Annotated in this window: 34 protein-coding genes and 1 tRNA gene; 16 read left to right on the forward strand and 19 right to left on the reverse strand. The window is 60.4% G+C overall.

The window, feature by feature from the left end:
* Positions 1–44: 44 nt before the first annotated feature.
* The 3 genes from ACCD03_RS16680 to ACCD03_RS16690 form a co-directional block, all read right to left on the reverse strand.
* Complete coding sequence (locus ACCD03_RS16680) at positions 45–1,160, reverse strand: GTP pyrophosphokinase family protein (protein ID WP_413412334.1); 1,116 nt, start codon at positions 1,158–1,160, stop codon at positions 45–47.
* A gap of 229 nt (positions 1,161–1,389) precedes the next feature.
* Positions 1,390–1,785 carry a hypothetical protein gene (locus ACCD03_RS16685; protein ID WP_413412335.1) on the reverse strand — a complete coding sequence of 132 codons (396 nt, stop codon included), beginning with the start codon at positions 1,783–1,785 and terminating at the stop codon, positions 1,390–1,392.
* Positions 1,782–2,606, reverse strand: coding sequence for a hypothetical protein (locus ACCD03_RS16690; protein ID WP_413412336.1), 825 nt, complete (start codon positions 2,604–2,606; stop codon positions 1,782–1,784). Before ACCD03_RS16690 ends, ACCD03_RS16685 begins: the two co-directional genes overlap by 4 nt.
* 343 nt (positions 2,607–2,949) lie before the next feature.
* On the opposite strand from ACCD03_RS16690, the gene ACCD03_RS16695 reads away from it, so the two are divergent.
* Genes ACCD03_RS16695 through ACCD03_RS16715 form a run of 5 tightly spaced genes read left to right on the forward strand, consistent with a single transcriptional unit; the run spans position 2,950 to position 4,683 of the window.
* On the forward strand, positions 2,950–3,378 hold the full coding sequence (locus ACCD03_RS16695) for a hypothetical protein (protein WP_413412337.1): 429 nt from the start codon (positions 2,950–2,952) through the stop codon (positions 3,376–3,378).
* The gene (locus tag ACCD03_RS16700) at positions 3,375–3,521 is read left to right on the forward strand and encodes a hypothetical protein (protein WP_413412338.1); all 147 of its coding nucleotides are present in this window, start codon (positions 3,375–3,377) and stop codon (positions 3,519–3,521) included. Before ACCD03_RS16695 ends, ACCD03_RS16700 begins: the two co-directional genes overlap by 4 nt.
* A 1-nt stretch (position 3,522) precedes the next feature.
* Positions 3,523–3,732, forward strand: a complete 210-nt coding sequence (locus tag ACCD03_RS16705) for a hypothetical protein (protein ID WP_045203160.1) — start codon at positions 3,523–3,525, stop codon at positions 3,730–3,732.
* Positions 3,733–3,754: 22 nt separating this feature from the next.
* Positions 3,755–4,036, forward strand: coding sequence for a hypothetical protein (locus ACCD03_RS16710; RefSeq protein ID WP_413412339.1), 282 nt, complete (start codon positions 3,755–3,757; stop codon positions 4,034–4,036).
* Positions 4,036–4,683: a Lar family restriction alleviation protein gene (locus ACCD03_RS16715; RefSeq protein ID WP_413412340.1), complete on the forward strand. Its 648-nt coding sequence runs from the start codon at positions 4,036–4,038 to the stop codon at positions 4,681–4,683. Before ACCD03_RS16710 ends, ACCD03_RS16715 begins: the two co-directional genes overlap by 1 nt.
* 15 nt (positions 4,684–4,698) lie before the next feature.
* Here ACCD03_RS16715 and ACCD03_RS16720 read toward each other — a convergent pair whose 3' ends face one another.
* Positions 4,699–5,007 carry a hypothetical protein gene (locus ACCD03_RS16720; RefSeq protein ID WP_413412341.1) on the reverse strand — a complete coding sequence of 103 codons (309 nt, stop codon included), beginning with the start codon at positions 5,005–5,007 and terminating at the stop codon, positions 4,699–4,701.
* A 436-nt stretch (positions 5,008–5,443) separates the two neighbouring features.
* Here ACCD03_RS16720 and ACCD03_RS16725 point away from each other — a divergent pair, with 436 nt between their 5' ends.
* The 3 genes from ACCD03_RS16725 to hpaR all read left to right on the forward strand — a co-directional run bounded on the left by ACCD03_RS16725 (position 5,444) and on the right by hpaR (position 7,078).
* Positions 5,444–5,653, forward strand: a complete 210-nt coding sequence (locus ACCD03_RS16725; RefSeq protein ID WP_325651333.1) for a helix-turn-helix transcriptional regulator — start codon at positions 5,444–5,446, stop codon at positions 5,651–5,653.
* A 138-nt stretch (positions 5,654–5,791) separates the two neighbouring features.
* The gene (gene xth / locus ACCD03_RS16730; RefSeq protein WP_413412342.1) at positions 5,792–6,601 is read left to right on the forward strand and encodes an exodeoxyribonuclease III; all 810 of its coding nucleotides are present in this window, start codon (positions 5,792–5,794) and stop codon (positions 6,599–6,601) included.
* 12 nt (positions 6,602–6,613) lie between these two features.
* Entirely contained in the window at positions 6,614–7,078 is a 465-nt protein-coding gene (gene hpaR, locus ACCD03_RS16735) for a homoprotocatechuate degradation operon regulator HpaR (RefSeq protein WP_413412343.1), read from the forward strand.
* Between the two features lie 6 nt (positions 7,079–7,084).
* Here the strand turns inward: hpaR and hpaI are convergent, their stop codons facing one another.
* The 11 genes from hpaI to ACCD03_RS16790 all read right to left on the reverse strand — a co-directional run bounded on the left by hpaI (position 7,085) and on the right by ACCD03_RS16790 (position 17,283).
* On the reverse strand, positions 7,085–7,891 hold the full coding sequence (gene hpaI, locus ACCD03_RS16740) for a 4-hydroxy-2-oxoheptanedioate aldolase (RefSeq protein WP_413412344.1): 807 nt from the start codon (positions 7,889–7,891) through the stop codon (positions 7,085–7,087).
* A gap of 37 nt (positions 7,892–7,928) precedes the next feature.
* Positions 7,929–8,732, reverse strand: a complete 804-nt coding sequence (hpaH, locus tag ACCD03_RS16745; RefSeq protein WP_316674972.1) for a 2-oxo-hept-4-ene-1,7-dioate hydratase — start codon at positions 8,730–8,732, stop codon at positions 7,929–7,931.
* A gap of 3 nt (positions 8,733–8,735) precedes the next feature.
* The gene (locus ACCD03_RS16750) at positions 8,736–9,125 is read right to left on the reverse strand and encodes a 5-carboxymethyl-2-hydroxymuconate Delta-isomerase (protein WP_413412345.1); all 390 of its coding nucleotides are present in this window, start codon (positions 9,123–9,125) and stop codon (positions 8,736–8,738) included.
* Positions 9,126–9,135: 10 nt separating this feature from the next.
* Positions 9,136–10,005: a 3,4-dihydroxyphenylacetate 2,3-dioxygenase gene (gene hpaD / locus ACCD03_RS16755; RefSeq protein WP_252691454.1), complete on the reverse strand. Its 870-nt coding sequence runs from the start codon at positions 10,003–10,005 to the stop codon at positions 9,136–9,138.
* A gap of 42 nt (positions 10,006–10,047) precedes the next feature.
* Positions 10,048–11,529 (reverse strand): 5-carboxymethyl-2-hydroxymuconate semialdehyde dehydrogenase, encoded by a 1,482-nt coding sequence (gene hpaE / locus ACCD03_RS16760; RefSeq protein ID WP_413412346.1) that lies wholly within the window; start codon positions 11,527–11,529, stop codon positions 10,048–10,050.
* The gene (locus tag ACCD03_RS16765; protein WP_413412347.1) at positions 11,526–12,296 is read right to left on the reverse strand and encodes a fumarylacetoacetate hydrolase family protein; all 771 of its coding nucleotides are present in this window, start codon (positions 12,294–12,296) and stop codon (positions 11,526–11,528) included. Before ACCD03_RS16765 ends, hpaE begins: the two co-directional genes overlap by 4 nt.
* Positions 12,293–13,042: a fumarylacetoacetate hydrolase family protein gene (locus ACCD03_RS16770; protein WP_413412348.1), complete on the reverse strand. Its 750-nt coding sequence runs from the start codon at positions 13,040–13,042 to the stop codon at positions 12,293–12,295. Before ACCD03_RS16770 ends, ACCD03_RS16765 begins: the two co-directional genes overlap by 4 nt.
* A gap of 187 nt (positions 13,043–13,229) precedes the next feature.
* Entirely contained in the window at positions 13,230–13,520 is a 291-nt protein-coding gene (locus tag ACCD03_RS16775; protein ID WP_024975517.1) for a DUF1488 family protein, read from the reverse strand.
* 527 nt (positions 13,521–14,047) lie between these two features.
* Positions 14,048–15,478: an amino acid permease gene (locus tag ACCD03_RS16780; RefSeq protein WP_045203173.1), complete on the reverse strand. Its 1,431-nt coding sequence runs from the start codon at positions 15,476–15,478 to the stop codon at positions 14,048–14,050.
* A gap of 190 nt (positions 15,479–15,668) precedes the next feature.
* Positions 15,669–16,688, reverse strand: coding sequence for a DNA polymerase IV (dinB, locus tag ACCD03_RS16785; RefSeq protein WP_413412367.1), 1,020 nt, complete (start codon positions 16,686–16,688; stop codon positions 15,669–15,671).
* 223 nt (positions 16,689–16,911) lie between these two features.
* Positions 16,912–17,283 carry a hypothetical protein gene (locus ACCD03_RS16790; RefSeq protein ID WP_316674955.1) on the reverse strand — a complete coding sequence of 124 codons (372 nt, stop codon included), beginning with the start codon at positions 17,281–17,283 and terminating at the stop codon, positions 16,912–16,914.
* A gap of 313 nt (positions 17,284–17,596) precedes the next feature.
* On the opposite strand from ACCD03_RS16790, the gene ACCD03_RS16795 reads away from it, so the two are divergent.
* Complete coding sequence (locus tag ACCD03_RS16795; protein WP_413412368.1) at positions 17,597–18,535, forward strand: aldose epimerase; 939 nt, start codon at positions 17,597–17,599, stop codon at positions 18,533–18,535.
* A gap of 9 nt (positions 18,536–18,544) precedes the next feature.
* Here the strand turns inward: ACCD03_RS16795 and ACCD03_RS16800 are convergent, their stop codons facing one another.
* A complete protein-coding gene (locus ACCD03_RS16800; RefSeq protein ID WP_253539858.1) occupies positions 18,545–18,880 on the reverse strand; it encodes a carboxymuconolactone decarboxylase family protein in 336 nt (111 codons plus the stop codon).
* Positions 18,881–18,994: 114 nt separating this feature from the next.
* Between ACCD03_RS16800 and ACCD03_RS16805 the strand changes: the two genes are divergently transcribed.
* A complete protein-coding gene (locus tag ACCD03_RS16805) occupies positions 18,995–19,909 on the forward strand; it encodes a cupin domain-containing protein (RefSeq protein WP_413412349.1) in 915 nt (304 codons plus the stop codon).
* Positions 19,910–19,934: 25 nt separating this feature from the next.
* On the opposite strand, the gene ACCD03_RS16810 is transcribed toward ACCD03_RS16805, so the two are convergent.
* Both ACCD03_RS16810 and ACCD03_RS16815 read right to left on the reverse strand, forming a co-directional pair.
* Entirely contained in the window at positions 19,935–20,390 is a 456-nt protein-coding gene (locus ACCD03_RS16810) for a MerR family transcriptional regulator (protein ID WP_413412350.1), read from the reverse strand.
* Positions 20,383–20,808 carry a nuclear transport factor 2 family protein gene (locus ACCD03_RS16815; RefSeq protein WP_316674949.1) on the reverse strand — a complete coding sequence of 142 codons (426 nt, stop codon included), beginning with the start codon at positions 20,806–20,808 and terminating at the stop codon, positions 20,383–20,385. The genes ACCD03_RS16810 and ACCD03_RS16815 overlap by 8 nt, the downstream gene beginning before the upstream one ends.
* Before the next feature lie 164 nt (positions 20,809–20,972).
* Here ACCD03_RS16815 and ACCD03_RS16820 point away from each other — a divergent pair.
* The 6 genes from ACCD03_RS16820 (at position 20,973) to ACCD03_RS16845 (ending at position 23,487) form a co-directional block, all read left to right on the forward strand.
* Positions 20,973–21,049, forward strand: a tRNA-Pro gene (locus ACCD03_RS16820).
* Between the two features lie 115 nt (positions 21,050–21,164).
* A complete protein-coding gene (locus ACCD03_RS16825; RefSeq protein WP_413412351.1) occupies positions 21,165–21,797 on the forward strand; it encodes an SOS response-associated peptidase family protein in 633 nt (210 codons plus the stop codon).
* Positions 21,798–21,804: 7 nt separating this feature from the next.
* On the forward strand, positions 21,805–22,350 hold the full coding sequence (locus ACCD03_RS16830) for an AAA family ATPase (RefSeq protein WP_413412352.1): 546 nt from the start codon (positions 21,805–21,807) through the stop codon (positions 22,348–22,350).
* 60 nt (positions 22,351–22,410) lie between these two features.
* Positions 22,411–22,875, forward strand: a complete 465-nt coding sequence (locus tag ACCD03_RS16835; protein ID WP_413412353.1) for an OmpA family protein — start codon at positions 22,411–22,413, stop codon at positions 22,873–22,875.
* A 70-nt stretch (positions 22,876–22,945) separates the two neighbouring features.
* Positions 22,946–23,263, forward strand: a complete 318-nt coding sequence (locus tag ACCD03_RS16840) for a hypothetical protein (RefSeq protein WP_045203184.1) — start codon at positions 22,946–22,948, stop codon at positions 23,261–23,263.
* On the forward strand, positions 23,191–23,487 hold the full coding sequence (locus ACCD03_RS16845) for a type II toxin-antitoxin system HicB family antitoxin (RefSeq protein ID WP_413412369.1): 297 nt from the start codon (positions 23,191–23,193) through the stop codon (positions 23,485–23,487). The genes ACCD03_RS16840 and ACCD03_RS16845 overlap by 73 nt, the downstream gene beginning before the upstream one ends.
* Positions 23,488–23,626: 139 nt before the next feature.
* Here ACCD03_RS16845 and ACCD03_RS16850 read toward each other — a convergent pair whose 3' ends face one another.
* Complete coding sequence (locus tag ACCD03_RS16850) at positions 23,627–24,751, reverse strand: VIT1/CCC1 transporter family protein (RefSeq protein ID WP_413412354.1); 1,125 nt, start codon at positions 24,749–24,751, stop codon at positions 23,627–23,629.
* Between the last annotated feature and the right edge of the window lie 723 nt (positions 24,752–25,474).

A 25,474-nucleotide genomic window follows, 5' to 3' on the forward strand; every position in this document is an offset into this window, starting at 1 on the left:
CCCTTTTATGCAAACAATTCTTTTTACTTGGATACACGACGAAATCAATTAATGACGCGCGCGTATGCCTCAAGAACTTCATCTTTCACTTTCTCCCTTCCTGCCGAACCGTAGCCAATTTCGTAATGATCAATATAACGCATCAACGTTTCAGCATCCTTATCAGCAGCTGCAAGTATATAAGAAAGGTAGAATAGTGAGACGCCTTCCGTAAAACCGGAAGATCTATCATTCTCATCTTCATAGTCATCGTGAAGCCAGATCTCTGCAAATGGCTCAATCTTGTGACCATGCTCGCGAATCGAGTCCATTAGCTTAGCGGCAGTGTTTATACCAAAGAATCTCAATCGCTCGACCTCTTCTCCCGCCTCTTCAAGACTGAGTCTGTGCGCCATTCTCGATCTACCAGCTTTTGCTATCGCCGCATCGAGGCGCTTGATCTCAATGCTGGTTTCAACAATGGTCTTTAACGATGCCGCATTCAATTCTACTTCAGCGGGAGCCAGCTCAATACGATCACCTACTGAGCTTGAGTAGTTTTGCAAATAGTCACGGATTGTATTGAACTCCTGATCGGCAAGCTCCAGGAGGCCGGCCAACCTGGAAAACTGTCGACGAATCTCCCGAGGAATCGCATTACTAGATTTGTAGCCGAGATCATGCTCAATCTCTGCCCAAGCATGTTGCAAGATTGACCTGATCTGTATTTCCGCTTTTAATCCATTAAATTTACGATACTCCGCCAGATCAGCACGACTTTCCGCGTTCGAGACAATATGATGTACGGAAAGATATCCAAATCTATCGGGATCCAGTGCATGGGCCTTGTCTCCGGAATTTTTTTCGTCGATGGAAAATTCAGACTTGAGAATTCCCGATACTTTCTCGACGTCATCTTCGAAATATGTAATGACGCGAAGACCACATATATCAGTTATCTGCTCAAGCGAAGAATATCCAGAACCCGGTTTTGATAGCTTTCTTTCGAGACTTTTTCTATTTTTGCAGCGGAATGCCACCGAGTGGAACGAAATTCCTGCCCCAGTTAATAGGTCTTCAATCAGCTGCTTTAGCTTCGCACCAAAAGCATCATACAAGTGCTTTTCTTGGTCGAAGGCCGAAAGAATATCTTGCCCCTCGCCGGCAATGGCATTGTCCATCGTCAATACATCCTTTCAATAGCAGAAAATCTGCATCGCCAATCATCGTCATAGCACTCGTCGACGATTTTTCCTTCAAGATCGCTCGCCACGAATATACCTGACTACGTTGGAAAGAAATGACGGGCGCAGTCACTCCAGAAAAGTGCGCCGCCTAAGATCCTATGGACTGTTCGGACCCTGAGTCGCATCCGAACCGACCTCACGTTTGTCAACGGAAGTGGAGATATCAATCACCTTTGTTGACGGCAAGCTTAACCACTTGCCGGCACGCCTCGATCGTTGCATCGACACGCGGCGACTGGATTGGTAGTTCAAGCTTATAGTCCGCATCAACTCGTGCGCTGCATGCCGGACGCAGGGTCTTCGAAATCGCTACGGATTCCGCAAACCTAGGGTCTTGAGGTGGAATGTTCGGGAACTGAAGCTGATTCAGCAATTGCTGATGCATCCCAGAAGCACCGCGAATGTCTCCGGGCAAAGGAAGCGCATTATGGTAATTACGCGCCGCGTGGAAGGCTGCATAGTAGCCGCGACTGATTGCTGCCCTGCCCGCAGCCTCAGATCCATCGAGCTTTGCTATCCGAAGAGCGCAGTCAAGTAATTCGGATGGCTTGACCATCATGCTACGGCAAACGAAACATCGAATGCAGGATGCCGCTCGATACCGGCTTCCTGCTCTGCATTGGCCAACGCAATGTTCATATTGAAGACGGCCTCACTCGACATCCCAACTCGCAAAATGTACGTCACCCCAACATACACACTTGGTTCATCGTTCACGTCGACAACGGTCTCGCCAACATGCAGTTGACCTGTTTCCGCCAATAGTCGGCCAGCAACCTCCAACTGCCGTGCGATTGCTTGGTCCTCGACCCCCGCCTCGGCCAGAATCTTTGCGGCTTGAGGTAGGTACTCAAAACCAAGCCCTTCCACGTTCAAACCAATCTCCTTGGCGCGCCTGATACGTTCGGCCGCCGCCTGAATTCCACCTGCGCGCACAAGCGGTCCAAACCTCTCACTGAAAAAACCCGATTCAACCGTCGCGTGCTTCAGTGCCAAATCCAATGCAGCTAAGTTGCGACCGAGGTTTGTCCGCATGACGATCCAGTTGTTCGTGTTCGTCCGGTCATTCGGAGCCAGCGCATGCGCTGCACGAAAACAACGCTCCATCTCCTCTACATCGCCTGCAATCGCGTACAGGAGCGCCAACACCCCCCAACCGGCGACCGCATCGACATCGCGCACACGCTCCGCACGCCTTTTTAAACTGCGCCACGTGAACTCGTTCGGATCGGCATAGGGACCACCTGCTCGAATTATCACGTCGAGTTCTTGGATAATTTCGACAGTTTGGGTGGCAGGATTAGCGGCAACCATGCCAAGAATATAGCACTGAGGAAGTGGTCTGAAGCTCCGCAAGAAGGAGGGTTGCAGATCGGACAAAGAGCTATGTCACGTGGGCAGAGGCCAATAAGTCACCATAACCCCAGGGAAATTGCAGGGTAAGAGGTTTTGCCGTCGTGGGAAGCCACCAGCGGCGGCAGCCGAACTGGTACCAAATATTGACCTTCTCACTATTGTTGTAACCGATAGTTTTAACTATCGTTCTCCTACCAAGTAAGTGGAGAACAATGTGAAAACCATCGTAAATGCAGCCCTCGCTCTTGCCTATCTTGCCGCCCTCGCCGTAGTCCTAGCCTTCCACGCATACGCCCTCCATCTCGACGAGACATCGGAGATCGCCGCCCCCAATCGCGTATCGACGTGCGAAGCTTGAGGAGCGGCCATGGCAAAGCACCTCACTTTCCATGAGCTTTGCAGCCTATCGCTGCTCAATCAGGCGCGTTGGCACGAAGAGAAGCGCCACGTCCTCCGCATGGCAGAAATCCAGAAGATGGCGAAAACTCTCAACGCTCTGGAAGCCGAACGGGCAGCCATTGAGCGCAGTGGCTATCGCCTCTTCGGGGACAGCATCTCACGCGATTTTGCGAGCTCGACGCTGAGGTATTCCGGCCTGCTGTCCAACGACGAGATACGACTCGCAAGCGCGTTGCTGCGCGCGGGCTGGAAGGTCGTTGAACGAGGCACGGGCCAATACCCCAGCCCCACGTTCAAGAAAGGCCGCGTGAAGCTCATGCTGTCTTGCTTGCTCAAAGATGCACTCGAACAGGCAGAACAGCGGGTTGCCGCTACGCCTGCGACGGAGGCGGTATGACGCAGCCCTTCAATTCGCGTGTCGCACGCCTTGCCAACGGCCCACTAACGGAGCGTCCTGCTCTCGCGCTCGCACTTGTGGTGCTGCTGTTCGGCCTCGCCGGCGCCATCGCGCCAGACGCCGCCATGGTGCTCGGGGGCTGACATGCCTCCGCGCCCCATCGCAGACGCGGCAGTGCTCGCCGAGCGCAACAAGCTGCGCCTCATCTGCACCGACGCGCAGGCTCTGGCCGCCGGCCCCGTCCGCACCGCCATCGAGGCATCTGCGCACGCCCGCACCCATCCGCGCATTCGCACGACCCGCCGCGTGTGGGTCGACCTCAAGAAACTGGCTGCAGGCGACTTCGACGACTGACCAGCCGCAACGGAGACCAACCATGCATCGCATAGTGAACCGTACCCCCGCCACCATCCGCATCGGCAAGCACGACGTGCAACGCCGCCTCCTGCCCGGCTCGCTGCATTGCAGCTACAGCCTGCGCGTCAAAGGCGTCGTCGTATGGGAGAGCGTCAGCATCCCCTGCGCACGAGATCTCGACGGCGCCGTCAAGACGCACCGCTCGTGTCAGGAAGTCATTGAGGCCGCGCGCCGCGGCGGGCGCCGGATGGGTATGCAGAAGATCAACGGCGCTGTTCGGCCGAAGCGGGGGGCGTTGTGATGTTGCCCGTAGGTATCCCGAAGGAACGCGCGTTCAATTTCCCGACCGGTTCAACGGAGCTTGCCAAGCTGCGCGCCCTGATCGCGGATGACGCCTTCGCCGCGACGTTCCAAACGATGGGCCAGTACCGGACGGCACTGCTGCAAGCCGCATCCATGTTTGCGGGAAGCCCTTCGAGCATTGAAGGGGGTGAAACCCTTAAGGAGTGCCCATTCTGCGGCGACGACATGAGCAGCTTTCTCCCGACGCATGACGGCTTCTCGCAAGGCCCAGGATCTCACTACGTGGAGTGCGATTGCGGCGCCAGTGGTGCCGGTGCCAAGACAGTTGCAGAGGCCATTTCCGCATGGAACACGCGCGCACAACGTAGCGTGGAGGGAGGGGGGACCGCCCTGCTGCAAGCCGCCCCTGTCCTTGCACAAAACCCGACTTCGAACGCTGAGCCAGTTGTTACCGACCATTCTGTTGACGCCGACGAAATGGTTCAGCAGCAGGCCGAGGCCGGAACGGTTGAGTTTGTGACGCTTGCCAAAGTGATGCGGGCCATCGAGCACGGGTGCCATGGCCCTCGCACCTATCGCGCTTTGGTGAAACTACGTGAACAACTCCTCGCCGCAGAAACTATGCAGCGGGAAGGTGCACGATAAATGTTGGGGAAGAACCTACATAGCGGGCAGATCGCGAAGCAACCGTCCTTCGTGCTTTTCAGGCTCCTCGACCTCGATCCACTCATAGCCGTTTTCGCCAACAACGACACCCACTTTCGGGCCAAGCGGCCCGAGTCCTTCGATGGTGTGGAGCGCGTAGACATGATCATCGCTCATGAGAAGCATGATGATCTGATCAATGTCTACATCTGCAAAAGGAGATCCCCACGAGTTCGTCTGTGGGTTGATCAACGCGTAGCGAACATGGGTTGCACGCCCCGTTGCGTCGTCAATGCGCGCGTGGGTAATCCCGTAGTACGCCATCTACACCTCCGGCTATTTCGAACATCGTAACACCGGCAGCAAATGACCAAAGCAGCAGTACGAATCATCGAAACGACCAGCAACACACGGAGCACACCATGAACCAATGCCTGATGACCGGAGCCGACAGGTACCCAGCAACGATCGTGTCAGGGAGACTCCGAGTCCGCGCGCTGATTCTCAACGGCAAAGATCTACAGGAGCCATCGCTCCCACGCGACTTCCCACGGCTCCGCAAACGTACTGTAAATGCCGAGCCCAATCACGATCAGGAGCCACGCCTTGGCTCGACCCAACCATCGATCGGCAAGTAGTTCGATTTTTGAGATGGGGTGCATGTCCATCTACCGATGGTACGAAGGCACCGAGCAAGCAAGGCGAGACGCAACAGAAGTTAACAAGCCGACAGAGCGGCAACTACCAATTGGAGCGCAGTATGAAAATCATCGAAAATGCCACGCCGGACACCGGGGCTCTCATCTACCGCATCAACGTGGCGCAGGCGAAGCTGGGTGTGTCCCGCTCGACGATCTACCGTCTCGTCAATTCGGGCGCACTGGAGCTCGTGAAAATTGGCACGCGCTCGAGCGGCATTACCGCTGACAGCGTGAGGGCGATGATCGACCGGGCCAGGCTCGCTCGCTGATACCATAGTGGCATTCGCGCAACGCGGATGCCACACTCTCCAGTGCCCGCAAAGTGGGTAGCTAAATGGGTAGCCAGAAGGAAATTTCCGGCTGGCTCCCACCCTAAGCAATTGAAGTTAAAAGAAAACTCCCGAACCATGCGCGTCGCAACTTGGAACGTTAACTCTTTGAAGGTCCGCCTACCGCACGTGCTGCAGTGGCTGGCTGAGCGCGAAGCCGACGCCACGCCCATCGACCTGCTCTGTCTGCAGGAACTCAAGCTGCCCGATGATCGCTATCCGCTAGCCGAGCTGGACGCCGCCGGCTATGCGTCGTTGTTCACGGGTCAGAAGACGTACAACGGTGTCGCCATCCTCGCGCGCAAGGCGTCGGTGCCTGAAGGCCGCGATGTGGTGAAGAACATCCCTGGTTTTGCCGACGAGCAACAGCGCATCGTGGCCGCCACGTACGACGTGGACGGTGGCCCGGTTCGCGTGATTTCTGCGTACATTCCGAACGGGCAGGCGCTCGATTCTGACAAATTCGTCTACAAGCTGCGCTGGCTGGAAGCATTGCAGACATGGCTGACGAGCGAGATGGCGGCAAACCCCCGACTGATGCTGCTGGGCGATTTCAACATCGCCCCCGAAGACCGCGACGTGCACGACCCGAAAAAATGGGAGGGCCAGAACCTCGTGTCGCCGGAAGAGCGCGCGGCGTTTCGTGCAATGCAAGGCGCCGGGCTGGTCGATGCCTTCCGCATGTTCGAGCAGGAAGACAAGCTGTTTTCTTGGTGGGATTACCGCATGTTTGGTTTCAAGCGCAACGCCGGCCTGCGGATCGACCACATCATGCTGTCGCCTGAACTCGCCAAGCTGTGCGAGTCGTGCCATATCGACCGCGTGCCGCGCACGTGGGAGCAGCCCTCAGACCACACGCCCGTGGTCGCCGCTTTGCGCCGCGCATAAGGAGCGCCCCGCATGGCCTCTGCCTTCAAGCACCGCAATCTCCCGCATCTCCTGCTGCGCGCCCGTGAGACCTTCATGGCGCGCTTTCGGCCGATCCTGCGCGAGCACGGCATTACCGAGCAGCAATGGCGCGTGCTGCGTACGCTCAACGATAACGGCGACATGGAGCCCAACCAGCTCGCCGATGCGTGCCTGATCCTGAGCCCGAGCCTGACGCGCATGCTGGCCGCGATGGAGCAGTCCGAGATGATCGTGCGGACAAAGTCGTCGGTGGACCAGCGCCGGCAGTTGATTTCGCTCACCCCCAAGAGCCGCCAGTTCCTGGCCGACGTGGAGCCGCAAGTGGATGCGGAATACGCACGCATCGAAGCGCAGTTGGGCCGCGCACGCCTCGACGCGCTCTACACCACCATCGACGAGTCGATCCACGTCATGGAAACACACACGCCGATTGGGCGTTTCACAGGCGACGAGTAACGCCCGTCAATACACGCTGCCGCCCGCCTGCGGCTTGGCAGCGTCCTCCCCCCTGAATGCCTGGGCCAGCTGTTCGGCGCTGCGCGCCAGCAGCGTGACATCCGTCCCGACCGCAACGAAGGTCGCTCCGAGCGACAGGTAATGCTTCGCCTGCGCCTGATCCGCTGACAGAATGCCCGCCGCCTTTCCGGACGCAACGATGCGTTGAATTGCGCCTTCGATCGTCTTGCGGACTTCTGGATGCCCCGGTGCGCCCAGGTGCCCCATGGATGCCGCGAGATCGCCAGGGCCAATGAAGACGCCGTCGACGCCTTGCACGGCAAGAATCGCATCGAGATGCTCCAGGCTCTCTGCGGTTTCGACCTGAATCAGCGTGCACATCTGCGTATCGGCCTGGTGGAGGTAATCGTCTACGCGGTTCCAGCGCGATGCGCGGGCCAGCGCGCTGCCAACGCCACGAATACCGTTCGGGGGATAGCGCATCGCTTCAACGGCGGCACGCGCCTCGTCGGCGTTCTGAACCATTGGCACGAGCAGGGTCTGCGCGCCAATATCCAGCAGGCGCTTGATCTCGACCGGATCGTTCCAGGCAGGCCGCACGATGGGATGCGATGCATACGGCGCAACCGCCTGCAATTGCGCGAGTGTCGATTGCAGTTGATTCGGCGCATGCTCGTTGTCGATCAGCAGCCAGTCGAAACCGGCACCAGCGACGATCTCCGCTGGGTACGGATGCGTCATTGCGAGCCACAGACCAATCTGCGGCCGGCGTTCGGCCAGCGCACGCTTGAAGTTGTTCACCGGGAGCTGCATCGCGAGGACATCCTTTGAGCGTTAGACGGTTAGACGGTCAGACAAAATGGCAGGCGATGCTGCCAAGCGGACCGTAGTCGCAATGGAATGTATCACCGGGCCGCGCGGGCACCGGCCGTGTGAACGAACCGCCAAGGATCACCTGCCCCGGTTCCAGCGCCACGCCGTGCGGCGCAAGCTTGTTGGCCAGCCAGACGACACCGTTGGCCGGGTGGTTCAGCACGCCGGCTGCCACGCCTGTCTCTTCGATGACCGCGTTGCGTGAAAAGATGGCGCTGACCCAGCGCAGATCCACGTCGCGCATGCGGATGGGCCGGCCGCCCATCACAACCCCGGCATTGGCCGCGTTGTCGGCAATCGTGTCGAACACTTTGCGCGGGCGCCCGCTGTCTGGATCGATCGATTGCGAGCGCGCGTCGATGATCTCCAGCGCCGGTATCACGTGGTCCACCGCGTCGTACACATCGAACAGCGTCACCCCAGGCCCCTCCAGCCGCTTGCCGAGCACGAAGGCGAGTTCCACTTCCACACGCGGCACGATAAAGCGGCTGGCGGGGATCTCGCCACCCTCGGCGAAGAACATGTCGTCGAGCAGCGCGCCATAGTCCGGCTCGTCGATCTGTGAAGACTGCTGCATCGCGCGTGACGTCAATCCGATCTTGTGGCCCTTCAGCCGCCGCCCCTCTGCCTGCTTCATCGCGACCCATTCGCGCTGGATGGCGTAGGCGTCATCGATGGTGATGTCGGGGTACTCAAGCGAAACCTGGCGAATCTGCTTACGGTCGATCTCGGCCTGGTGCAAGCGGCGCGCGATCGTCTGGATGGTCTTGGTGTCGAGCATGGGTCAAGCCTTGCGAAAACGCGCGTGAATGTTGTTGTGCTTATAGCTGCCGCCCTCGTCGAATTCGGTCAATTCCATCGACAGCGCCAGATAGCGGCGCGCAAAGGCCTGCGCAAAATGTGTCTTGATGGCCTCGAACAGCGCATCGCACGCAGCCTTCTTGACGTCGGGCGTGCGGCCCGCTCCGATTTTGAGCGTGACGTGGACGAAAGCATCGTCCTCCTTCCCGTCCGCCACGCGGTAGTCGGTCAGCTTGATGGCGCGCGAGCGGATACCGCCAGTGGGAAATACGCCGTTCTGCGCAATCAGCGTCTCGTTTATCGCCTGCAGCAATTCCGGAATGCGGGCGTCGTCGCCCAGGTTATCGGTGTATTCGACGATCACATGTGGCATGGCGACCTCCTCACACTCCAGTTTGACCACGCGTGGGCAGCGGAAAGATCGCGTTGATCTGCCCGGTGCCGGAACTGGGGAAATACTCGGTGACGACCTCGACGCCCTTGTCATAGGCGTCCCAGCCAAGCAGACCGAGCAACATGGCCGTGTCGTGCATGCCGCCCTCGCCCTCGCACAGCGAGGCGTATTCGGGCAGCATCGCGCAGAAGGTCTTCCAGTCGCCCTGCTTCCATAGCTCGACCACGCGCAGATCGACCTGCCTGAAGAACTCGCGGCTGATCTGATGGATGGATTCTTCGGGGCTTCCGTTGTCGTTGAAACGGTGCGAGAGCGATCCGCTGGCGAGAAATGCGACGTTGCTGTCGCTGGCCTCGATGGCTTCAAGCAGCGCGGCGCCAAAGCGGCGGCTTTCTTCCAGTTTGTGCCACGCGCACCAGCCCGCGATCGACACGACCTTGAAGTGCTGGTCGCTGTTCATGTACCGCATCGGCACCAGCGTGCCGTACTCGAGCTCAAGGCTGTCGATTTCGTGCGCACGCGTGAACACACCGCGCGCCGATGCCGTCTCCGCAATCAATCGACCAAGCGCCGGGTTGCCCGGATACGCGTACCGCATGTCCTTGATGAAATGCGGCAGCTCATTGCTCGTGTAGACGCCTTCGAAGCGCGCATTGCAATTGACGTGGTAGCCGGCGTTGACCAGCCAGTGCACGTCGGACACGACGATGGTGTCCACGCCCAGATCGCGGCAACGCTGTCCGATGATGCGGTGGCCCTCGATGGCCGCCTCGCGGCAGCCATGATGCTTGCCCGGCAGCTCCGACAGGTACATCGACGGCACGTGGGTGATCTTCGCGGCCAAGGCCAGCTTGCCCATGGTGTCTCCTTCCGCCTTTGTTGTGGTGTCTCCGGCGGTGCGTCAAACGCCCCAGCGCGGAATGTGGTGGCTGCCCATCGAGACACAGACGTTCTTGATCTCGGCAAACACCTCCAGACTGTACTCGCCGCCCTCGCGCCCGGTGCCGGATGCTTTTACACCCCCAAAAGGCTGGCGCAGGTCGCGCACATTCTGGCTGTTGACGAATACCATGCCGGCCTCGATACCGCGCGCCACACGGTGCACCTTGCCCACATCCTGCGTCCAGATGTACGAAGCCAGGCCATATTCCACGTCATTGGCGAGTTTCAGGCCATCGGCTTCATCCTTGAATGGGATCAGGCAGGCCACAGGGCCAAAGATTTCTTCCTGCGCAACTCGCATGCGGTTGTCGACGTTAGCCAGCACCGTGGGCGCGACGAAGTTGCCGTTCTTGAGGTGGTCGGGCAGGCCCGCGGGCTTTTCCGCACCGCCGGCCAGAATCTTCGCGCCTTCCTGTTCGCCCAAGCGGATGTAGCCCGTGACCTTCTCCCAATGAGCGCGCGTGATCATCGAGCCGACATTGGTCTTCTCGTCCGCCGGATCGCCCACCACAAGCCGTTTGGCACGCTCGGCAAACTTGTGCACAAAATCGTCGTAGACGCTTTCTTGCACGAAGATGCGCGAACCGGCCGTGCAGCGCTCGCCGTTGATCGAGAAGATGGTGAATAGCGACGCATCCAGCGCGCGATCCAGGTCCGCATCATCGAAGACGAGCACGGGCGATTTGCCGCCCAGCTCCATCGAGAATTTCTTCAGGCCGGCACGTTCCATGATCCGCTTGCCGGTGGTCGTGCCGCCGGTGAACGACACCACCCGCACATCCGGATGGCGCACCAGCGCATCGCCGGCCGTGGCGCCATAGCCTTGCACCACGTTCAGCACGCCCGCCGGAATACCGGCTTCCAGCGCCAGGCGGCCGAGTTGATCCGCTGTCAGCGGCGACAGTTCCGACATCTTCAGCACGGCCGTATTGCCCAGCGCCAGACACGGTGCGACCTTCCAGGTGGCCGTCATGAACGGCACGTTCCAAGGCGAGATCAACGCGCACACGCCCACCGGCTGATACAGCGTGTAATTCAGCATCTGATCGTCCACCGGATACGTGCGGCCGTTGACCTGCGTGCACACCTCGGCGAAGAAATGGAAGTTCTCGGAAGCACGCGGAATGAGCTGCTTGCTCGTCTGCGCGATCGGCAGGCCGGTGTCCATCGTTTCCAGCGCGGCCAGGTGCGGCACATTCTGCTCGATCAGCTCGCCCAAACGGCGCATCAGCTTGGCGCGCTGCTTGGCTGGCGTGTTGGCCCAGGCCGGGAATGCTGCCTTGGCTGCCGCTACCGCCGCGTTGATCTCCGCTTCACCGCCCGACGCCACCTCAGCGATGGCCTCGCCCGTCGCCGGGTTGGTCGTAATGAAACGCTCGACGCTGTCGACCTGCCGGCCATCGATCCAATGCTTGACAGGGTCCATGTTGACGAGGCTCATGCGGGCTCCTTGTTCGGTTCTTCGGCAACGATGGTGCTCACCAGCCTGCCGATGCCTTCAATTTCGGTAATGACCTCGTCGCCGGGTTGCGTGTCGGCCAAGCCCTCGGGCGTGCCTGTCAGGATCATGTCGCCGGGGCTGAGCGTCATGAAGCTGGAGAACCACACTATCAGCGCCGGAACGTCGAAGATCATGTCGCGTGTGTTGCCCTCCTGCGTGACGCGGCCGTTGACGATGGTGCGCAACGCGAGGTTCATCGGGTCGGGCACGTCATCTCGGTCAACCAGCCACGGCCCGATGGGCGTGCAGGTGTCGCGGCTTTTCACGCGCAGGTTCGGACGGTAGTAGTTCTCGAGGTAGTCGCGGATGGCGTAATCGTTGGCCACCGTATATCCAGCCACATAGTCATAAGCGTGCTCGCGCGGCACATTACGCGCGGTCTTGCCGATGACCACAACCAGCTCGCATTCGTAGTGCATGAACGCAACGCCAGCTGGGCGCACGGTATGGGCGCGATGGCCAATCAGCGTATTCGGCCCTTTTAGGAATGCGAGCGGCTCCTCGGGTGCTTTGAAGGCCAGCTCCTTGGCGTGGTCGGCGTAGTTCAGGCCCAGCGCGAAGACCGTGCGGGGTTCCACCGGCGGCAGCCATACGACTTCGCTTTCATGCAGGACGCGGCCGTCGGCCAATCGCAGACGCGTGTCGTCACCGGGCATGGCGGTGGCGTGATGGATCGCGCCGTCATAGGCAATACGCGCGTGTTTCATCGCGAAACCTCCGATTGGCGGATCAACGTGGTCGTCAGTGTGCCCACGTGGGCGATGTCGATATCGATGCGATCACCTGCGCGCGCCAGCGGCGGACTCTCGGGCATGCCAACGAGCAGCACATCGCCTGCTTCAAGCGTCATGAATGCCGTCACGTCGGCGAGCAGTTGTGCGACGGGCCGCACAAGCGTCGACGTGTTTGCACGCTGTCTGATCTCACCGTTGACGCGCACGGTGATATCAAGTGCATCAGCGTCGGGCACATCTTCGCGGTCGATCATCCATGGTCCCATCGGGCAAAAACCGTCGCGACACTTGTGGCGAATCGCCGGGCGGTAGTAGCTCGCATGCGGCACGGTCAGGTCGTTGACGATCGTGTAGCCGGCGATGAAATCCGCGGCGTGCAGCGCGCGCACTCGCGTGGCAGTGCGACTGATCACCACGCCCAGGCAAGCACCGGCCCAAACGCCATCGACGTCTGCCGGCAGCACCACATCGCGGCCATGGCCAATGCGCGTGTTTGCCGGCTTGAGATACAGGATGGGCGCCTTAGGAGGCGCTTGGTAAGGCGGCGCAGATAGCACATCGCCAAGCGCATCAAGTTCGCTGCGGTAGTTCAGCAACGCGCCAACGACGGTACCTTCGACCGGCGGCAGCCAACGCAGGGAACCCTCGGGCTCTGCGGCGGATGCGAACACCTTCTCCACGACTTGACCTTCCGGCGATACGAGTCTGCCTCGCAGCATGGCGTCTCCTGCCTCCTCATGTAATTAACATGTTAATCATCTGATCGGATTGCAGCCATGTCAAGTCGGGGAAACTGCGGCGCAATGAAAAAGCCGGCCACGCGGACCGGCTTTTCAGGCGGCGGACGATGTGTCCGCCATGCAGAGCATCGGGCACGCCGATGTCTGCGCAGGCAATCGATCAGACTCAGATCACCGCAATATGCGCGCGCTTGACCACGATCGGTTGCGGCAAGTCATCTAATCCATGAGATCGCTGCACGCAGTCTGCAATAAGCACGCGGGCGGCATCCTGGATCCGCTCTTGTCCAGCCTCGAAGGCTGCCTGAAGCGACAACACCTGATCACCTTCCAGCCCTTCCCAAAGCGCCTCGCGCGTTGCCACGCAAGTCACCTTTTCACCGTCGACCAGTGCGTCGAACAGCAGGCCTTCGTTGTTGATGTCGTACGCCTCTTTCTTTTCGAACTTGATTTCCATCGTCAAAGCCCTCCGATTGCAATGGACAACAACGCACACGCTGTTGCGTGGAAACTTTGCGGGGGGGCCGGCAAGGTTTCGTCAGACATTGGTCTGGCTGCACAGATCATTTTAACCACAGCTTGCGATGCACGTGCGAGCGTCATATGCAGCATCGCAGCCATTGAAGGGTGGCTTGAGGCCTCCATCCTAGGCGGCATCAGGCTTCGCGCGCCCATCGTCGGAGCTATGCTTTTTTGTCAGGGTCGTGCACTTGCTCGTTTGAGCAAAGCGAAAGCCACATGCAAGGCGCGTGCCGGACGTGCAGCCAAACGGTGCCTGCTCACGCAACCACATGGTTTGCGACACGTTGATGTCAACGCCGGATGCGCTGGAACCATCGCCCAAAAAGAGCGGCGGTTGAACGCAATACATCGGCGTTGTAATAGTTGCGCACCGACTGGGGAAAAAACACCCAGCCGGCGACCTGAACGGCAGTGTTTGGCCGCGTGGCAGCCATGTCGTCAGGGAATGGACGCGCGTTCTGATCAGTGGACCGTTTCGGAAACTGGCGCAGCGCCATGTTCCGACGTGTGCAGCAGCGAACGACGACGTGCATATCCGAAGTACACCAGCAAACCGATCGCGACCCACACCACAAAGGCGATCCAGGTCACGGCCTGCAGATGGCTCATCAGGAACAGGCACATGCCGATGGCCAGCAGCGGCACCACCGGCACGCCAGGGCAACGGAAGCCGCGATGCAGGTCCGGTCGCGTACGGCGCAGCACCAGCACGGCAACGGCAATCAGCGAGAACGCCGCCAGCGTACCGATGTTGATCAGCTCCGCCAGCACATTCAGCGGGACGAACGCAGCAATCACCGCGAAAACGATGCCAACCACCCAGGTGTTCAGGAACGGCGTCGCATAACGCGGATGAATGTGCGACAGACGCTTGGGCAGCAGCCCGTCGCGCGACATGGCGAAGATGATGCGGGTCTGACCATACGCCATCACCAGAATCACGGTCGTCATGCCGATGATGGCACCCAGATCGACAAAGCCCGCCACCCAGCCTTCACCGGCCATCTGCAACGCCAGCGACACGGGGTGATCCACGCCCGCAAACTTCGCGAACGGCACGATGCCAGTCATGATTGCCGCGACCAGCACATAGAGAATCGTGCAGACCGCCAGCGAACCGATGATGCCAATCGGCAAGTCGCGTTTGGGGTTGCGCACCTCTTCGGCCGCCGAGGTGACCGCATCGAAACCGATGAAAGCGAAGAACACGATGGCCGCAGCGCCGAACACGCCTTCCATGCCGAACGGCATGAACGGCTGCCAGTTGGCAGGCTGCACATGGCGCACACCCACGAAGATGAACAGCAGCACCACCGTCACCTTGATCGCGACCATGATGTTGTTGGCACGCGCCGACTCGCGAATGCCAAACGACAGCAGCGTCGTGATCAGCAGCATGATCACCAGCGCCGGCAGGTTGAACAGCGTCTGCACGCCCGGAATCGCGCCCGGCGCAGCGGTGAGCGCCACAGGCAGATGGAGGCCGAAGCCCGACAGCAGCGATTGGAAATAGCCCGACCAACCCACAGAAACAGCGGATGTGGCCAAGCCATATTCGAGCATCAGATCCCAGCCGATGATCCAGGCGACCAGCTCGCCCATCGTGGCGTAGGCATACGTATAGATGGAGCCCGACACGGGAATGGTCGAGGCGAATTCGGCGTAGCACAGCGCGGCAAACCCGCAGGCAAGCGCGGCGAATACGAAGGACAACGTTAGCGCCGGCCCAGCCGTCAGCGCGCCGGTGCCGGTCAAAACGAAGATGCCGGTACCGATGATGGCGCCAACGCCCAGGAAGGTCAGGTCGAGGGGCCCGAGGACTTTTTTCAAGCCGGTATTGCTGTGGCCCGTGCGGATCATGTGATCCACGTTTTTGGTACGAAACAAACTCATTGACTGCGTCTCCTGTCTGCGTGCTGCCGAATGTGACGGCATGCACTGTCGCGCACGTGTGGTGCGCGGCGGCGGATTATGCAAAAAAGCGGGCATTTTACCCGCAGGCGACATTCCGCCCTTCTATCGCCGGCTCATACAGACAGGAAAATAGGTCAATTCGTACCCGATCGCCGGGTCGAGCCCGATCTCACTCGGCGGCGGAGTCTTCTGCAAACAGCGGTTGCTGGCGCGCATGCGCATCCGACTCATACAGCCGCACTCCCACGCCGAGCAATCGCACTGGGATGCCGCGGCGCTCAAACCCCTGCACCAGCAGCTTGGAAAACACCGGCAAGGACACCTGCGGCGAGATGCACTCCACCGTCGTGCCACGAAAATCGGCGAAACGCAGCTTGACGTAGGTTTTGTGGATCATGTTGCCTGCGCGGGCCCGCTCGACGCGGGCGGCAAGCTGCTCGACGAGGATGAGCAACTCGCGCTGGCAGTCATCGAGCGTGCGCAGATCGGTGGCGTAGGTCTCTTCCACACTGACCGACTTGCGGATCTGCGAGGGTTGCACCTGCCGATGATCAATGCCGCGGCAAAGGTCGTGGAGCCGGAAACCAAACACGCCGAAATGCTGCTGCAAGCGGTCGGTGCCCCAGCCGCGTAAATCACCGCAGGTTTCCGCACCGAGGCGGCGCAGCTTGGCAGCGGTCACCTTGCCCACGCCGAACAGGCGATCGACGGGCAGCTCCGCCACAAACGCGTCAATCTGCTCCGGCCGCACGACGAACAAGCCGTCGGGCTTGTTCCAGTCACTGGCGATCTTGGCGATGAACTTGTTGGGCGCCACGCCGGCCGACACAGTAATGCCGACTTCTTCGCGCACGCGGCGGCGAATGTCTTCAGCGATGCGCGTGCCACTGCCCGCAAGCATCGGACTCTCGGTCACGTCCAGGTAAGCCTCGTCCAGCGAGAGCGGCTCCACCAAGGGCGTGTAGCTGCGATAGATGGCAAAGATCTGGCGCGCGACCTGGCGGTACTTTTCCATGGACGGCGGCACGATCAGCAAGTCCGGACAGCGCTTGACGGCCTGCGCCATGGGCATCGCCGAATGGATGCCGAACTTGCGCGCCTCGTAATTGCAGGTTGCGACCACGCCGCGCCGCTCCGGCCGCCCACCGACGGCCAGCGGCTTGCCAACCAGGCGCGGATCGTCGCGCATTTCGATGGCAGCGTAAAAACAATCGCAGTCGCAGTGGATGATCTTTCGCACGGCACAAGGCCAGAACCGGCCGCTGGAAGCCGCGTCGGTGTCGGGCTTGCTCGTTCAGGAGGAACGCAAGCGTATCAGCTTCCGCCGGCTGCGCACGCAACGCCGCGCAACAATGCATTTCGCCGATATTGCAACGCAACATCGGCGAACGAGGGTACCGAAAGAAAGCGGATTAGCGGCCGATATCGTGCGCCACGGCGCCGAGTTCGTCGTTCAAGGCGTGCTGCTCATCGCCGGACAAGCCACCGCGATGCTGGCTGGCCATGTCGTTGGCTTCCTGGCGGATGCGACGCAGGCGGTCGCGCAGGCCGTCAGCACGGTACGGATCGATGTAGCCCTGCGATTGGCGAACGTCGATACGGTGGAATTCTTCCGCGAGGCGGCCCTGGATTTGGTCAAAGCGTGCGCGCGGGTCCACGGGCGCCGCAACGGGAACCGGCTCACGCACCACCACCGTGCGCGTTGGCTGCGGTGGCGCCACGACACAACCGGCCACGGAGGCCGCCAGCACTGCGCACAGGGTCAGACGCGGAAGAATCGACATGATTGGGCTCGTATTGTCGTTGTGGAACGCGCAGTCGCGCGAGAACTGGCGCTATCTTACGAACCGCTTCACGCAAAGCTGTGACGATTGGTAACAGCAGATTACTTCCGCGACAGCTCCGGTGGTTCGACCGGCGGCGGGGGTTCATCGGGCGATGGCAGATCGGGGGGAATTCCCGGCGGCGAAGGCTCGTCGGGTGGGGGAACGGTATGTGCGGGCAGCACGCAATTGACGGACATGGTTTCCCTCCGGGCAAAACGCATTGACAATCTAGTATGCGATTCGCATGCCAACAAGTCACTCCGCCCAACCCATGCACGACCTGCCCACCGCCCGCTTTCAGGATCGCACGCTCATCCGCATCGGCGACACGCGCGCCGATGGCTCCATGCTGCTGCTCGCGCCGGAAGCCGGCGGCCGGTTGGTGCGCTGGCGCCATCGCGGCGAAGACATCCTCTTCTGGCCCGAACCGGCCGATTGGTCCAATCCGGCCAAAGTGCGCGGCGGCAATCCGCTGCTGTTTCCCTTCATCGGCCGGCATTTTGTCGATGGCGAAGTCGGTCGCTGGCGCGACGCGCGCGGACAACTTCACGCGCTACCGCAACACGGCTTTGCTCGCGACCTGCCGTTCGAGGTGGAAGACGCAAGCGACGCGCACATCGTCATGCTGCTGCGCGACAGCCCTCAAACGCGCCAAGGCTATCCGTTCGCCTTCGAATTTCGCGTGACGTACCGGCTGATTGACGACGGGTTGGAGGCGAGCTTCTCCGTGAAGCATCTGGACGAAGGCGACGCGCATGCGCCGATGCCTTTCTACGCGGGCCATCATTTCTACTTGGCGCTACCGCATGCACTGCGTGGCGCAACCGAGCTGTCGATGCCGCCGGCGCGGCTATCGCGCCAACTGCCCGATGGCAGTCTCGCCAGACCCGAGCCGGGGCGCAGGACCTACCAGCTCAACGACCCGGCCCTGCAAGACCGCTATCACCTACTCGATGACGCCGGGCCGGCCACGCTGGTCATTCCGCCGCATACAGAAGCGCCGCTCGGGCGGCGTATTCGTTTCGAGGTGGACGGCGCGCCGGTGCCCTGGCACGCCATCACCACCTGGACAGAAAACGCCACGTCGGACTTTTACTGCGTCGAACCATGGATGGGCCTGCCGAATGCGATCCACCACGGCGAAGGCCTGCACCTGCTCGCCTCCGGCGGGACCCGACAGGCAACCTGCCGCCTGCGGATCGCCCGCTAACTAACGCGGTCAGAGCTTCTCGTAGGCCTGAACCGCGTCCATCACGCGCGCCGAGTACACCAACGCCGCCCCGGCATTGAGCGAAATCGCCACGCTCAGCGCGTCGGCAATCTCCTCATGCGTTGCGCCATGCTTGAGCGCCTCGGCAGTGTGCACGGTGATACAGCCATCGCAACGCGCGGTCACTGCCACGGCCAGCGCGATCAGTTCGCGCGTCTTCGCGTCCAGGCTGCCTGTTGTCGCAGCCGACAGCGTCTTGTAGCCCTTGACCGTATCCGGCGTGATCTGACCGATCTCGCCAATGCGACCCAGCAATTCCTTCCGATACTCGACCCAGTTCAGCATGATGTGCTCCTGCGGTGTGGCGCTGGCCCGATGCCGCGCCGTTGGGAAGAGTATTGTCTTGACGCGCGATCCGTTGAATACTTGATAAACGCAATTTCTATCGAAATCGTCTCAATGGATGCGCTCAGCCAATTCATTCAACTCACCCGGCCGCAGGCCAGCCTCGATTTGCGGTGCCTGTTCCAAGGGCCGTTCTCGATCCCACACGATCCGGAGCCGAATGGCCAAGTGCTGTTCCATCTGGCGCTGTCGGGCAGTTGCCTGATCGACACTGGCGGCCGCACGCTCACGCTGCGCGAAGGCGATTTCATCCTGTTCCCGCGTGGCGAGGCACACACCATTCACGACCTCAGCGCTGCCGACGCACCCACCCGGAAACCCCGCAACTCGCATGACGGCATGCTGCCGCTGCGCCAAACCGGCCGGGGGGCCGCCGACGTCGATCTGCTTTGCGGCCGCTTCGTTCACGAGCACGGTTCGACCACGCTGCTCGTGCGTACGCTGCCCGATCCGCTGCACGTGTCATTGAGCGATAGCGCGTCGTATCCGGCACTGCAGGCACTCATTGGGCTGATGCGCGACGAAGCCGAAACCCGCGCGCCCGGCGCGCTGGCGATCGTTACCTCGTTGAGCCAAGCATTGCTGACAATGGCACTGCGCGTGTACGGCCAGCAGGAAAACGCGAGCCCCGGCACGCTCACGTTGCTGTCAGACGCGCGCCTCGGCCCCTCCGTACAAGCCATGCTCAGCGCGCCGGAGCGTGCGTGGACCATCGACACCCTCGCCGATCTGGCGGCGATGTCACGCGCCACCTACGCGCGGCACTTCAAGGCGCGCGCCGACATGACGGTGTGGGACTTTCTCACGCGCGTGCGCATGACGCTGGCATGCGACGCGTTGGTCCATACGCGGCTCAGTGCAGGAGAAATCGGAGCGCGCGTCGGCTATCAATCCGAGGCGGCATTCGGCAAGGCGTTCAAGCAGCAACTGGGAATGACGCCGGCGCGGTATCGGCGCGCGCAGGGTTGATCATCCGCCAACGTCGCAGCCATCGCTAGCGCTCCGGCTTGCGACGCGTGCTCGTTCTCGCGATGCTTTGCGACAGCCTAGGCTCGCGTACCGGCCGCGTTCCCGTGGCCACCCATTCGCCGTAGAAATCGATCTTGCCGTCGATCAGCGCGAGCGAGCGCGTCCACTCGGCGATCATCTGCGTCACCTGCGCGCGATGTGCAATCAGCAACGCATGTCGAGCCTTCAAGGTGCTGCGGCCCTCACACACTAGCGCTGTGTATTCGCGCATCTGTGCGACCGACATTCCCGTATTGCGCAGGCGCTCCATCAACTCAAGCCAGTTGACGTGCTGCTCGGTATAAACACGTCGGCCCGTCGCATCGCGCGCAACGCCGGGAATCAGCCCCTGGGCCTCGTACCAGCGAATCGTATGAATGCTGCGGCCCGTGCGTTCAGCCAAGGCACCGATCAGCAAGCGAGCCGGATCGCGCTCAGCCATGGGACTCAGTGGAGACAGCCGCCGGATCGCCAAGCACCCGGTTGACGAGATCGGTGTCGAAGTACTCGATCAGTTCGCGCATCTTGCCCTCCTGCATGTGGATGACGAAGCAGTACTGATTGTTATAGGCAACGCCATCGCGCGTCGTGTTACGGCCTTGCGCTTCTACGACCACGGTATCGCCATCGGCAGTAAAGCGGTTGGCAACGGTCGTGATGCGGCCGAGCTTCGCACGCAGCGGAGCGAACAGTTCGCCCAGCACCGTCTGCTTGCCTGCATAGCGACGAGACCACTGCGTCGTACCAGTGCAAACCCAGCAGAAATCATCCGCCATGAGATCAACGAATGGCTTGGCGTTGCTCACAGCCAGTTCGGCAAAAGCGGCTTGCACGATCTGCTTGTTCTCGAGCGCGTTCATGGGAGTCTCCTAGTGTGAACGCTCTGATTACAGATACTAGAGCGCACTCTAGCGCAAGGATTTTCTTTGCCGCCGCCCGGCGCAACATGGCCACACGTGGCTTGATCGAACTGCGAGCGAACTACTAGTCATCGGTGCTACGCCTCTGTTATACTTTCAGGCTTCGGGGCGTAGCGCAGCCTGGTAGCGTACCTGCATGGGGTGCAGGTGGTCGGAGGTTCAAATCCTCTCGCCCCGACCAAACAAAAGCCAGTGTAATCAAGCGGTTACACTGGCTTTTCTATTTCTCCGCGCAGCGCGGTTGGGGCCGAATATTTGACAGTGTCCAATATTCGAGTGCGCTGATCCGACGCCCCGTGCCGCAGACTCCCTATTCCACGCTCACCTCGCGCTCGTACGAGTGGCACGGGTACGCACATCAGTGCCGCCCCGCCGGCAAACCGGCCTTCTACGACGAGCAGTATCCCGGCACCTACAACGCCCGCCGCGACAACCTACGCGGCTTCTGGAAAGGCCAATACGGCCACACGCACGGTCTTGTCCTGGTCGACGCCTTCTATGAGAACGTAACCGGGCCAGACGGCAAAAACGTCGTGCTCGAATTCCGACCCGACCCGCCACAGACCCTGCTCGTCGCCTGCGTGTGGTCACACTGGCGCGCGACCAAGCCGGGCGAGAAGGATCTGCTGTCGTTCGCCATCATCACCGACGATCCGCCGCCTGAGATTGCCGAGGCCGGGCACGACCGCTGCCCGATTCCGATCAAGCCGGAGAACATTGATGCGTGGCTGAATCCCGAAGCTCGCAGCCTCGATGCGGTAGACGCGATTCTTGAGGACAAGCTGCGGCCCTATTACACGCACCGCAACGCGTCTTGCCCCCCCTTCGACACCTTGGAGCGCATCGCCATCCTCGATACCCGTCCGGAATTGGCTTACTCTCACGAGGTTGCCTCGTACGCGCAACCACAGCAAAAGACCAAAGGATGATCCGTTGATGGGTTGCGAAAAGTTCTATGTCATTACCGGTGCTTCAGGCGCCGGTAAGTCGACTCTTTTGAACGCGCTCAGCGAACGAGGCTTTTCAGTCATGCCCGAGGCCGCGCTTTCAATCGTTCACGAACAGGAAAAATGTGGGGGAACGCTGCTTCCTGGCACCAACCTGCAGGCATTCATGAACGCGGTTGTAGCGCGAAACATCAAGGCGTACGAGGCGGCAAAATCCCTCCCTCAACCTGTGTTTTTTGATCGTGGCATTCCCGAATGCTTCGGTCACATGGAACTACTCAACCTCGACATCAACCCCGAGTTCATTGAGGAATCGAAAGCGCGGCGTTATGCAGCTACCGTGTTCGTGGCAGAGCCTTGGCCCGAGATTTACGTTTGCGATCAATGGCGGCGCGCGCCGTTTGAGCGCGCCGCACGCTCGTTCGAGCCGACCGTGCTGCCCTATGTAAAGGAGGGCTACAGAACATGCGTGCTTCCCAAAGTAACGGTGGAACGGCGGGTTGCATTCGTTCTTGAACACTTGCGCACCGACTGAAGTTAGACGGTTCAAGGACCTAGCGTGCAGGCTATACGGCCCGTCGTGGCGGCCAATACTATGAGAACACCCGTCACATTCCTGATCCTCATTGCGGCATTGAGCGTGCCCGCAGGCTCGCTCGCCTTCGAAAAGCTCACCAACGGGGTCGACCTATCTTTCGCACCAGGCTCTGCTCAATTGACGACGGCCGAACGGGTCAAGCTTGTTCGCCTGCTTGAGATGATCAAAGAGAAGTGGTGTCCGCTGGAAGGCGTAGGAGTGTCGTCTCATGTCGATGCGACGGAAGCGGCGAACGCCCCTGCCCGTGCAGCGCTCGCCAAGAAGCGGGCAGACGAGGTCGTGAGCGAGCTGAAGGCATTCGGGGTTCCCTCACACATCCTCTACGCTGAATCTGACAAGCACGTCGCCAGACCGCTCCCTTGGACAGGCATCGTGGAAGTTGAAGCCGTCGGGGGCAGTTATCAAATGCCATGCCCTAGCCCGCAGAATGAGCACGGGTTTCACGTGCCCGCTGGGCACTGAACGGTTCACTGGCGCAGCATCCCTACTCCGATTTGCGCAACTCAAAGACCATCCTCTTCCGGGAAGTTAAATGAAGCGTGCAGCCATTGGCTTGACAGGCTTGCTCTATGGTGCGCTGCTGGCTTGGACCTGCCTCTACGTTATCAGCCGTATAGGCTGGCCATTGTCGAACAAGGCGTCTAGCGAATGCTACGAAATCGACAAGTGTCCGGTTCCATGGTGGGTTCTTCCTTCGCTGATCTTCTACATCGTTGGACCGGCGATGCTCTTTACTGTGCTCAATGCCATCGCTTGGAAACGTTGGTCATTGACGAAGTGGGGCTTGGTCTTTTCTATCGCCACTGCAGGAATCGTCGGGCTGTACTTCCTGCCGTACGCGCTGCGTTAACCTGCTCGACAATTGAAGACCTGACCAGGCAAGACGAGTACGCCGGTGCCATCTGGGCGTTCGTTGAAATCGACGACGAGGAGCTTGACCGTACCCCGGAGCGTATCAACGTGTCACTCCCCCGCTTCGTGCTCAGAAAGCTGGATCGGTTTGCCGAGAAACGGCATGAAACACGCAGCGGACTTCTGGCCCGCGCGGCCATGGCGCTTATGGCGCATGGGTAGGACGGGCGGCCGGCTGACCGCCACTCATTCCTGCCAGGGCGATACGGCGCTACATCACCAGGGTCGCCCCAGTTGTCTCTAGAAGACCTTTACTCCGCTCTTCCCGGCGGTGTGCACGCCGGGGAAACAGCACCCGTCCTCAAGACACCGATACACCCAAGAGGTGCCCGATGCCGAATGTGAATGCCGCAGCGACAAGCCCGATGACAACCTGTCGAACAGCAGAGAACGCGGCGCTTCTGCCGTTGAACAGGGAGGTGAACAACCCTATGGCTGCAAGGGCGAGAATGCTGAAGGCAACGCACTGAAGAACTGCCACCCTGCCCGACGACCACAAAAATGGCATCGCAGGGAATATTGCCCCCACCGAAAAGAGGCAGAAGGACACCGCCGCGGCGGACCATGGATTGCCGCCCAGTTCCGCCGGATCAAGGCCGAGTTCTTCGCGCGTCAAGGTATCGAGTGCCTTGCCTTTATCCTTCATGATCTGCGCAGCGACACGCCCTGCCTCTTCTTGGTCCAGACCCTTCGCGCGATAGATCAGACGAAGTTCATGCTCTTCGGCCTCGGGAGTGTGTTCGAGCTCGTCAGCCTCCTTGGCGATCTGTATGGTCGCAAGTTCTCGGGCGTTGGTTACCGACAGCCACTCGCCGAGCGCCATCGAACAGGCCCCGGCGACGATCCCCGCTAGCGCAGTCAACAGGATGGCCTTGTTTTGCGCTCCGGCGCCGGCAACGCCCATGATGAGGCAGAAATTGGACACGAGGCCATCGTTGGCGCCAAGGATCGCGGCGCGCAAATCATTGCCCGACGATACGCCCCGGTGCCATGACTCGGCGATGGCGATCTCCGCGCCTTTCGTTGCTTCGGGCCTGCCGTCGTTTGCCAGCTGTTGCACCACGCTTGCGTGATGGCGCTCGTCCTCGGACATTCTGGCTGTTTCCGGATTGCGAGCATATTTGTTTCTGTCGGCAAACTCCGCCGCTGCAAGTGAGGGAAGGACGAATCGCGGACCAAATAGATGAACGAGTCCTTGCATCAGCAGCGTTTTCACGCCGGGCCGGGTACTGAACCGCTGATGATTTGCCTGAAGTTTGTCAGACCATACTTTCGCATGCTCGCGCTCCGAGGCGGCCAAACGACCGAATATCTTCTTCCTTTCAGGGTTCGATTCCACACGCGCGAGCGTCTCGTACACCGCCGCGCCATGCAGTTCATCGGCCAGGTTTGCGCGATAACGCTTCAGTTCATGCTTCGATGCCATAGGGGATGGAAGACAGGTCAAGGTCTGCACAGCATATCGCTGTAGCTGGCGAATGCTGGCGATAACCGCAGAACGTGCGTTTACCACGAATGAAAATCGTTTTTATTCTCGCTGGACGGGCTGGCTGATCGATCCGCTCTGCGCAAGTAAGTTGAGGCCAGTGAGCTCCTAGGCGGAGATCGACAGGTGGTTCTTCATGCCGGTTACGCCGGCATGCTCATCGTCCTGCAGCACGACGACGCCAAAGAGCCCGTCGTCATCTCCGCCGGCAGCTATCGGCACAAACGCGCCCGCGCGCTGACTGACTTTGCGCGGGCGTCGGTGCAGATTTCGGATTTGATTGAGGCGGGGATGTTGCAAGTGTGGATGGGCTCGCATCGCTGGCCGGGTTGGCGTCGGTGCAGGCGACCGTCGATTCACTGCCCCCCTCGAAGGCAAAGGGTTCGGTTGGTGGCAGCGACCAAGCCATGATCCTTCTGCCCATCTCATTCAGTGACGCGACCTCCGTGGGAACCGCAAACCGGACGGACGAAGAAGTAACGGCATCGCCCCGCGATTCCGCCTAGAACTCAATTGCGCAATGGCCCGCACCGTCGTAGACAAACGCGCGCACCAACACGTAGTCAACGTACATTGGGTCCATTGAGCCGCCCGTGGATATCGGCCGCCCAGCCGCGACTGGGCCGCTCGATCGTCAGGTTGCGCAGCTGCGGTGCCTCACTC

The sequence above is a fragment of the Ralstonia sp. Ralssp135 genome, from assembly GCF_047304345.1.
GTDB lineage: Bacteria > Pseudomonadota > Gammaproteobacteria > Burkholderiales > Burkholderiaceae > Ralstonia > Ralstonia chuxiongensis.

Coding starts and splice junctions, on each gene's coding strand:
- ACCD03_RS16800 (WP_253539858.1), bottom strand. CDS start 18,880: ATGCTGAACTGGGTCGAGTATCGGAAGGAATTGCTGGGTCGCATTGGC.
- ACCD03_RS16810 (WP_413412350.1), bottom strand. CDS start 20,390: ATGGCTGAGCGCGATCCGGCTCGCTTGCTGATCGGTGCCTTGGCTGAA.
- ACCD03_RS16805 (WP_413412349.1), top strand. CDS start 18,995: ATGGATGCGCTCAGCCAATTCATTCAACTCACCCGGCCGCAGGCCAGC.
- hpaI (WP_413412344.1), bottom strand. CDS start 7,891: ATGCAGCTCCCGGTGAACAACTTCAAGCGTGCGCTGGCCGAACGCCGG.
- ACCD03_RS16790 (WP_316674955.1), bottom strand. CDS start 17,283: ATGTCGATTCTTCCGCGTCTGACCCTGTGCGCAGTGCTGGCGGCCTCC.
- ACCD03_RS16720 (WP_413412341.1), bottom strand. CDS start 5,007: ATGGCGTACTACGGGATTACCCACGCGCGCATTGACGACGCAACGGGG.
- hpaE (WP_413412346.1), bottom strand. CDS start 11,529: ATGAGCCTCGTCAACATGGACCCTGTCAAGCATTGGATCGATGGCCGG.
- ACCD03_RS16835 (WP_413412353.1), top strand. CDS start 22,411: ATGAGAACACCCGTCACATTCCTGATCCTCATTGCGGCATTGAGCGTG.
- xth (WP_413412342.1), top strand. CDS start 5,792: ATGCGCGTCGCAACTTGGAACGTTAACTCTTTGAAGGTCCGCCTACCG.
- ACCD03_RS16700 (WP_413412338.1), top strand. CDS start 3,375: ATGACGCAGCCCTTCAATTCGCGTGTCGCACGCCTTGCCAACGGCCCA.
- ACCD03_RS16840 (WP_045203184.1), top strand. CDS start 22,946: ATGAAGCGTGCAGCCATTGGCTTGACAGGCTTGCTCTATGGTGCGCTG.
- ACCD03_RS16775 (WP_024975517.1), bottom strand. CDS start 13,520: ATGGAAATCAAGTTCGAAAAGAAAGAGGCGTACGACATCAACAACGAA.
- ACCD03_RS16850 (WP_413412354.1), bottom strand. CDS start 24,751: ATGGCATCGAAGCATGAACTGAAGCGTTATCGCGCAAACCTGGCCGAT.
- ACCD03_RS16725 (WP_325651333.1), top strand. CDS start 5,444: ATGAAAATCATCGAAAATGCCACGCCGGACACCGGGGCTCTCATCTAC.
- ACCD03_RS16765 (WP_413412347.1), bottom strand. CDS start 12,296: ATGAAACACGCGCGTATTGCCTATGACGGCGCGATCCATCACGCCACC.
- ACCD03_RS16750 (WP_413412345.1), bottom strand. CDS start 9,125: ATGCCACATGTGATCGTCGAATACACCGATAACCTGGGCGACGACGCC.
- ACCD03_RS16685 (WP_413412335.1), bottom strand. CDS start 1,785: ATGATGGTCAAGCCATCCGAATTACTTGACTGCGCTCTTCGGATAGCA.
- ACCD03_RS16815 (WP_316674949.1), bottom strand. CDS start 20,808: ATGAACGCGCTCGAGAACAAGCAGATCGTGCAAGCCGCTTTTGCCGAA.
- ACCD03_RS16830 (WP_413412352.1), top strand. CDS start 21,805: ATGGGTTGCGAAAAGTTCTATGTCATTACCGGTGCTTCAGGCGCCGGT.
- hpaD (WP_252691454.1), bottom strand. CDS start 10,005: ATGGGCAAGCTGGCCTTGGCCGCGAAGATCACCCACGTGCCGTCGATG.
- ACCD03_RS16770 (WP_413412348.1), bottom strand. CDS start 13,042: ATGCTGCGAGGCAGACTCGTATCGCCGGAAGGTCAAGTCGTGGAGAAG.
- dinB (WP_413412367.1), bottom strand. CDS start 16,688: ATGCGCGACGATCCGCGCCTGGTTGGCAAGCCGCTGGCCGTCGGTGGG.
- ACCD03_RS16695 (WP_413412337.1), top strand. CDS start 2,950: ATGGCAAAGCACCTCACTTTCCATGAGCTTTGCAGCCTATCGCTGCTC.
- ACCD03_RS16715 (WP_413412340.1), top strand. CDS start 4,036: ATGTTGCCCGTAGGTATCCCGAAGGAACGCGCGTTCAATTTCCCGACC.
- ACCD03_RS16680 (WP_413412334.1), bottom strand. CDS start 1,160: ATGGACAATGCCATTGCCGGCGAGGGGCAAGATATTCTTTCGGCCTTC.
- ACCD03_RS16780 (WP_045203173.1), bottom strand. CDS start 15,478: ATGAGTTTGTTTCGTACCAAAAACGTGGATCACATGATCCGCACGGGC.
- hpaR (WP_413412343.1), top strand. CDS start 6,614: ATGGCCTCTGCCTTCAAGCACCGCAATCTCCCGCATCTCCTGCTGCGC.
- ACCD03_RS16795 (WP_413412368.1), top strand. CDS start 17,597: ATGCACGACCTGCCCACCGCCCGCTTTCAGGATCGCACGCTCATCCGC.
- ACCD03_RS16705 (WP_045203160.1), top strand. CDS start 3,523: ATGCCTCCGCGCCCCATCGCAGACGCGGCAGTGCTCGCCGAGCGCAAC.
- hpaH (WP_316674972.1), bottom strand. CDS start 8,732: ATGCTCGACACCAAGACCATCCAGACGATCGCGCGCCGCTTGCACCAG.
- ACCD03_RS16710 (WP_413412339.1), top strand. CDS start 3,755: ATGCATCGCATAGTGAACCGTACCCCCGCCACCATCCGCATCGGCAAG.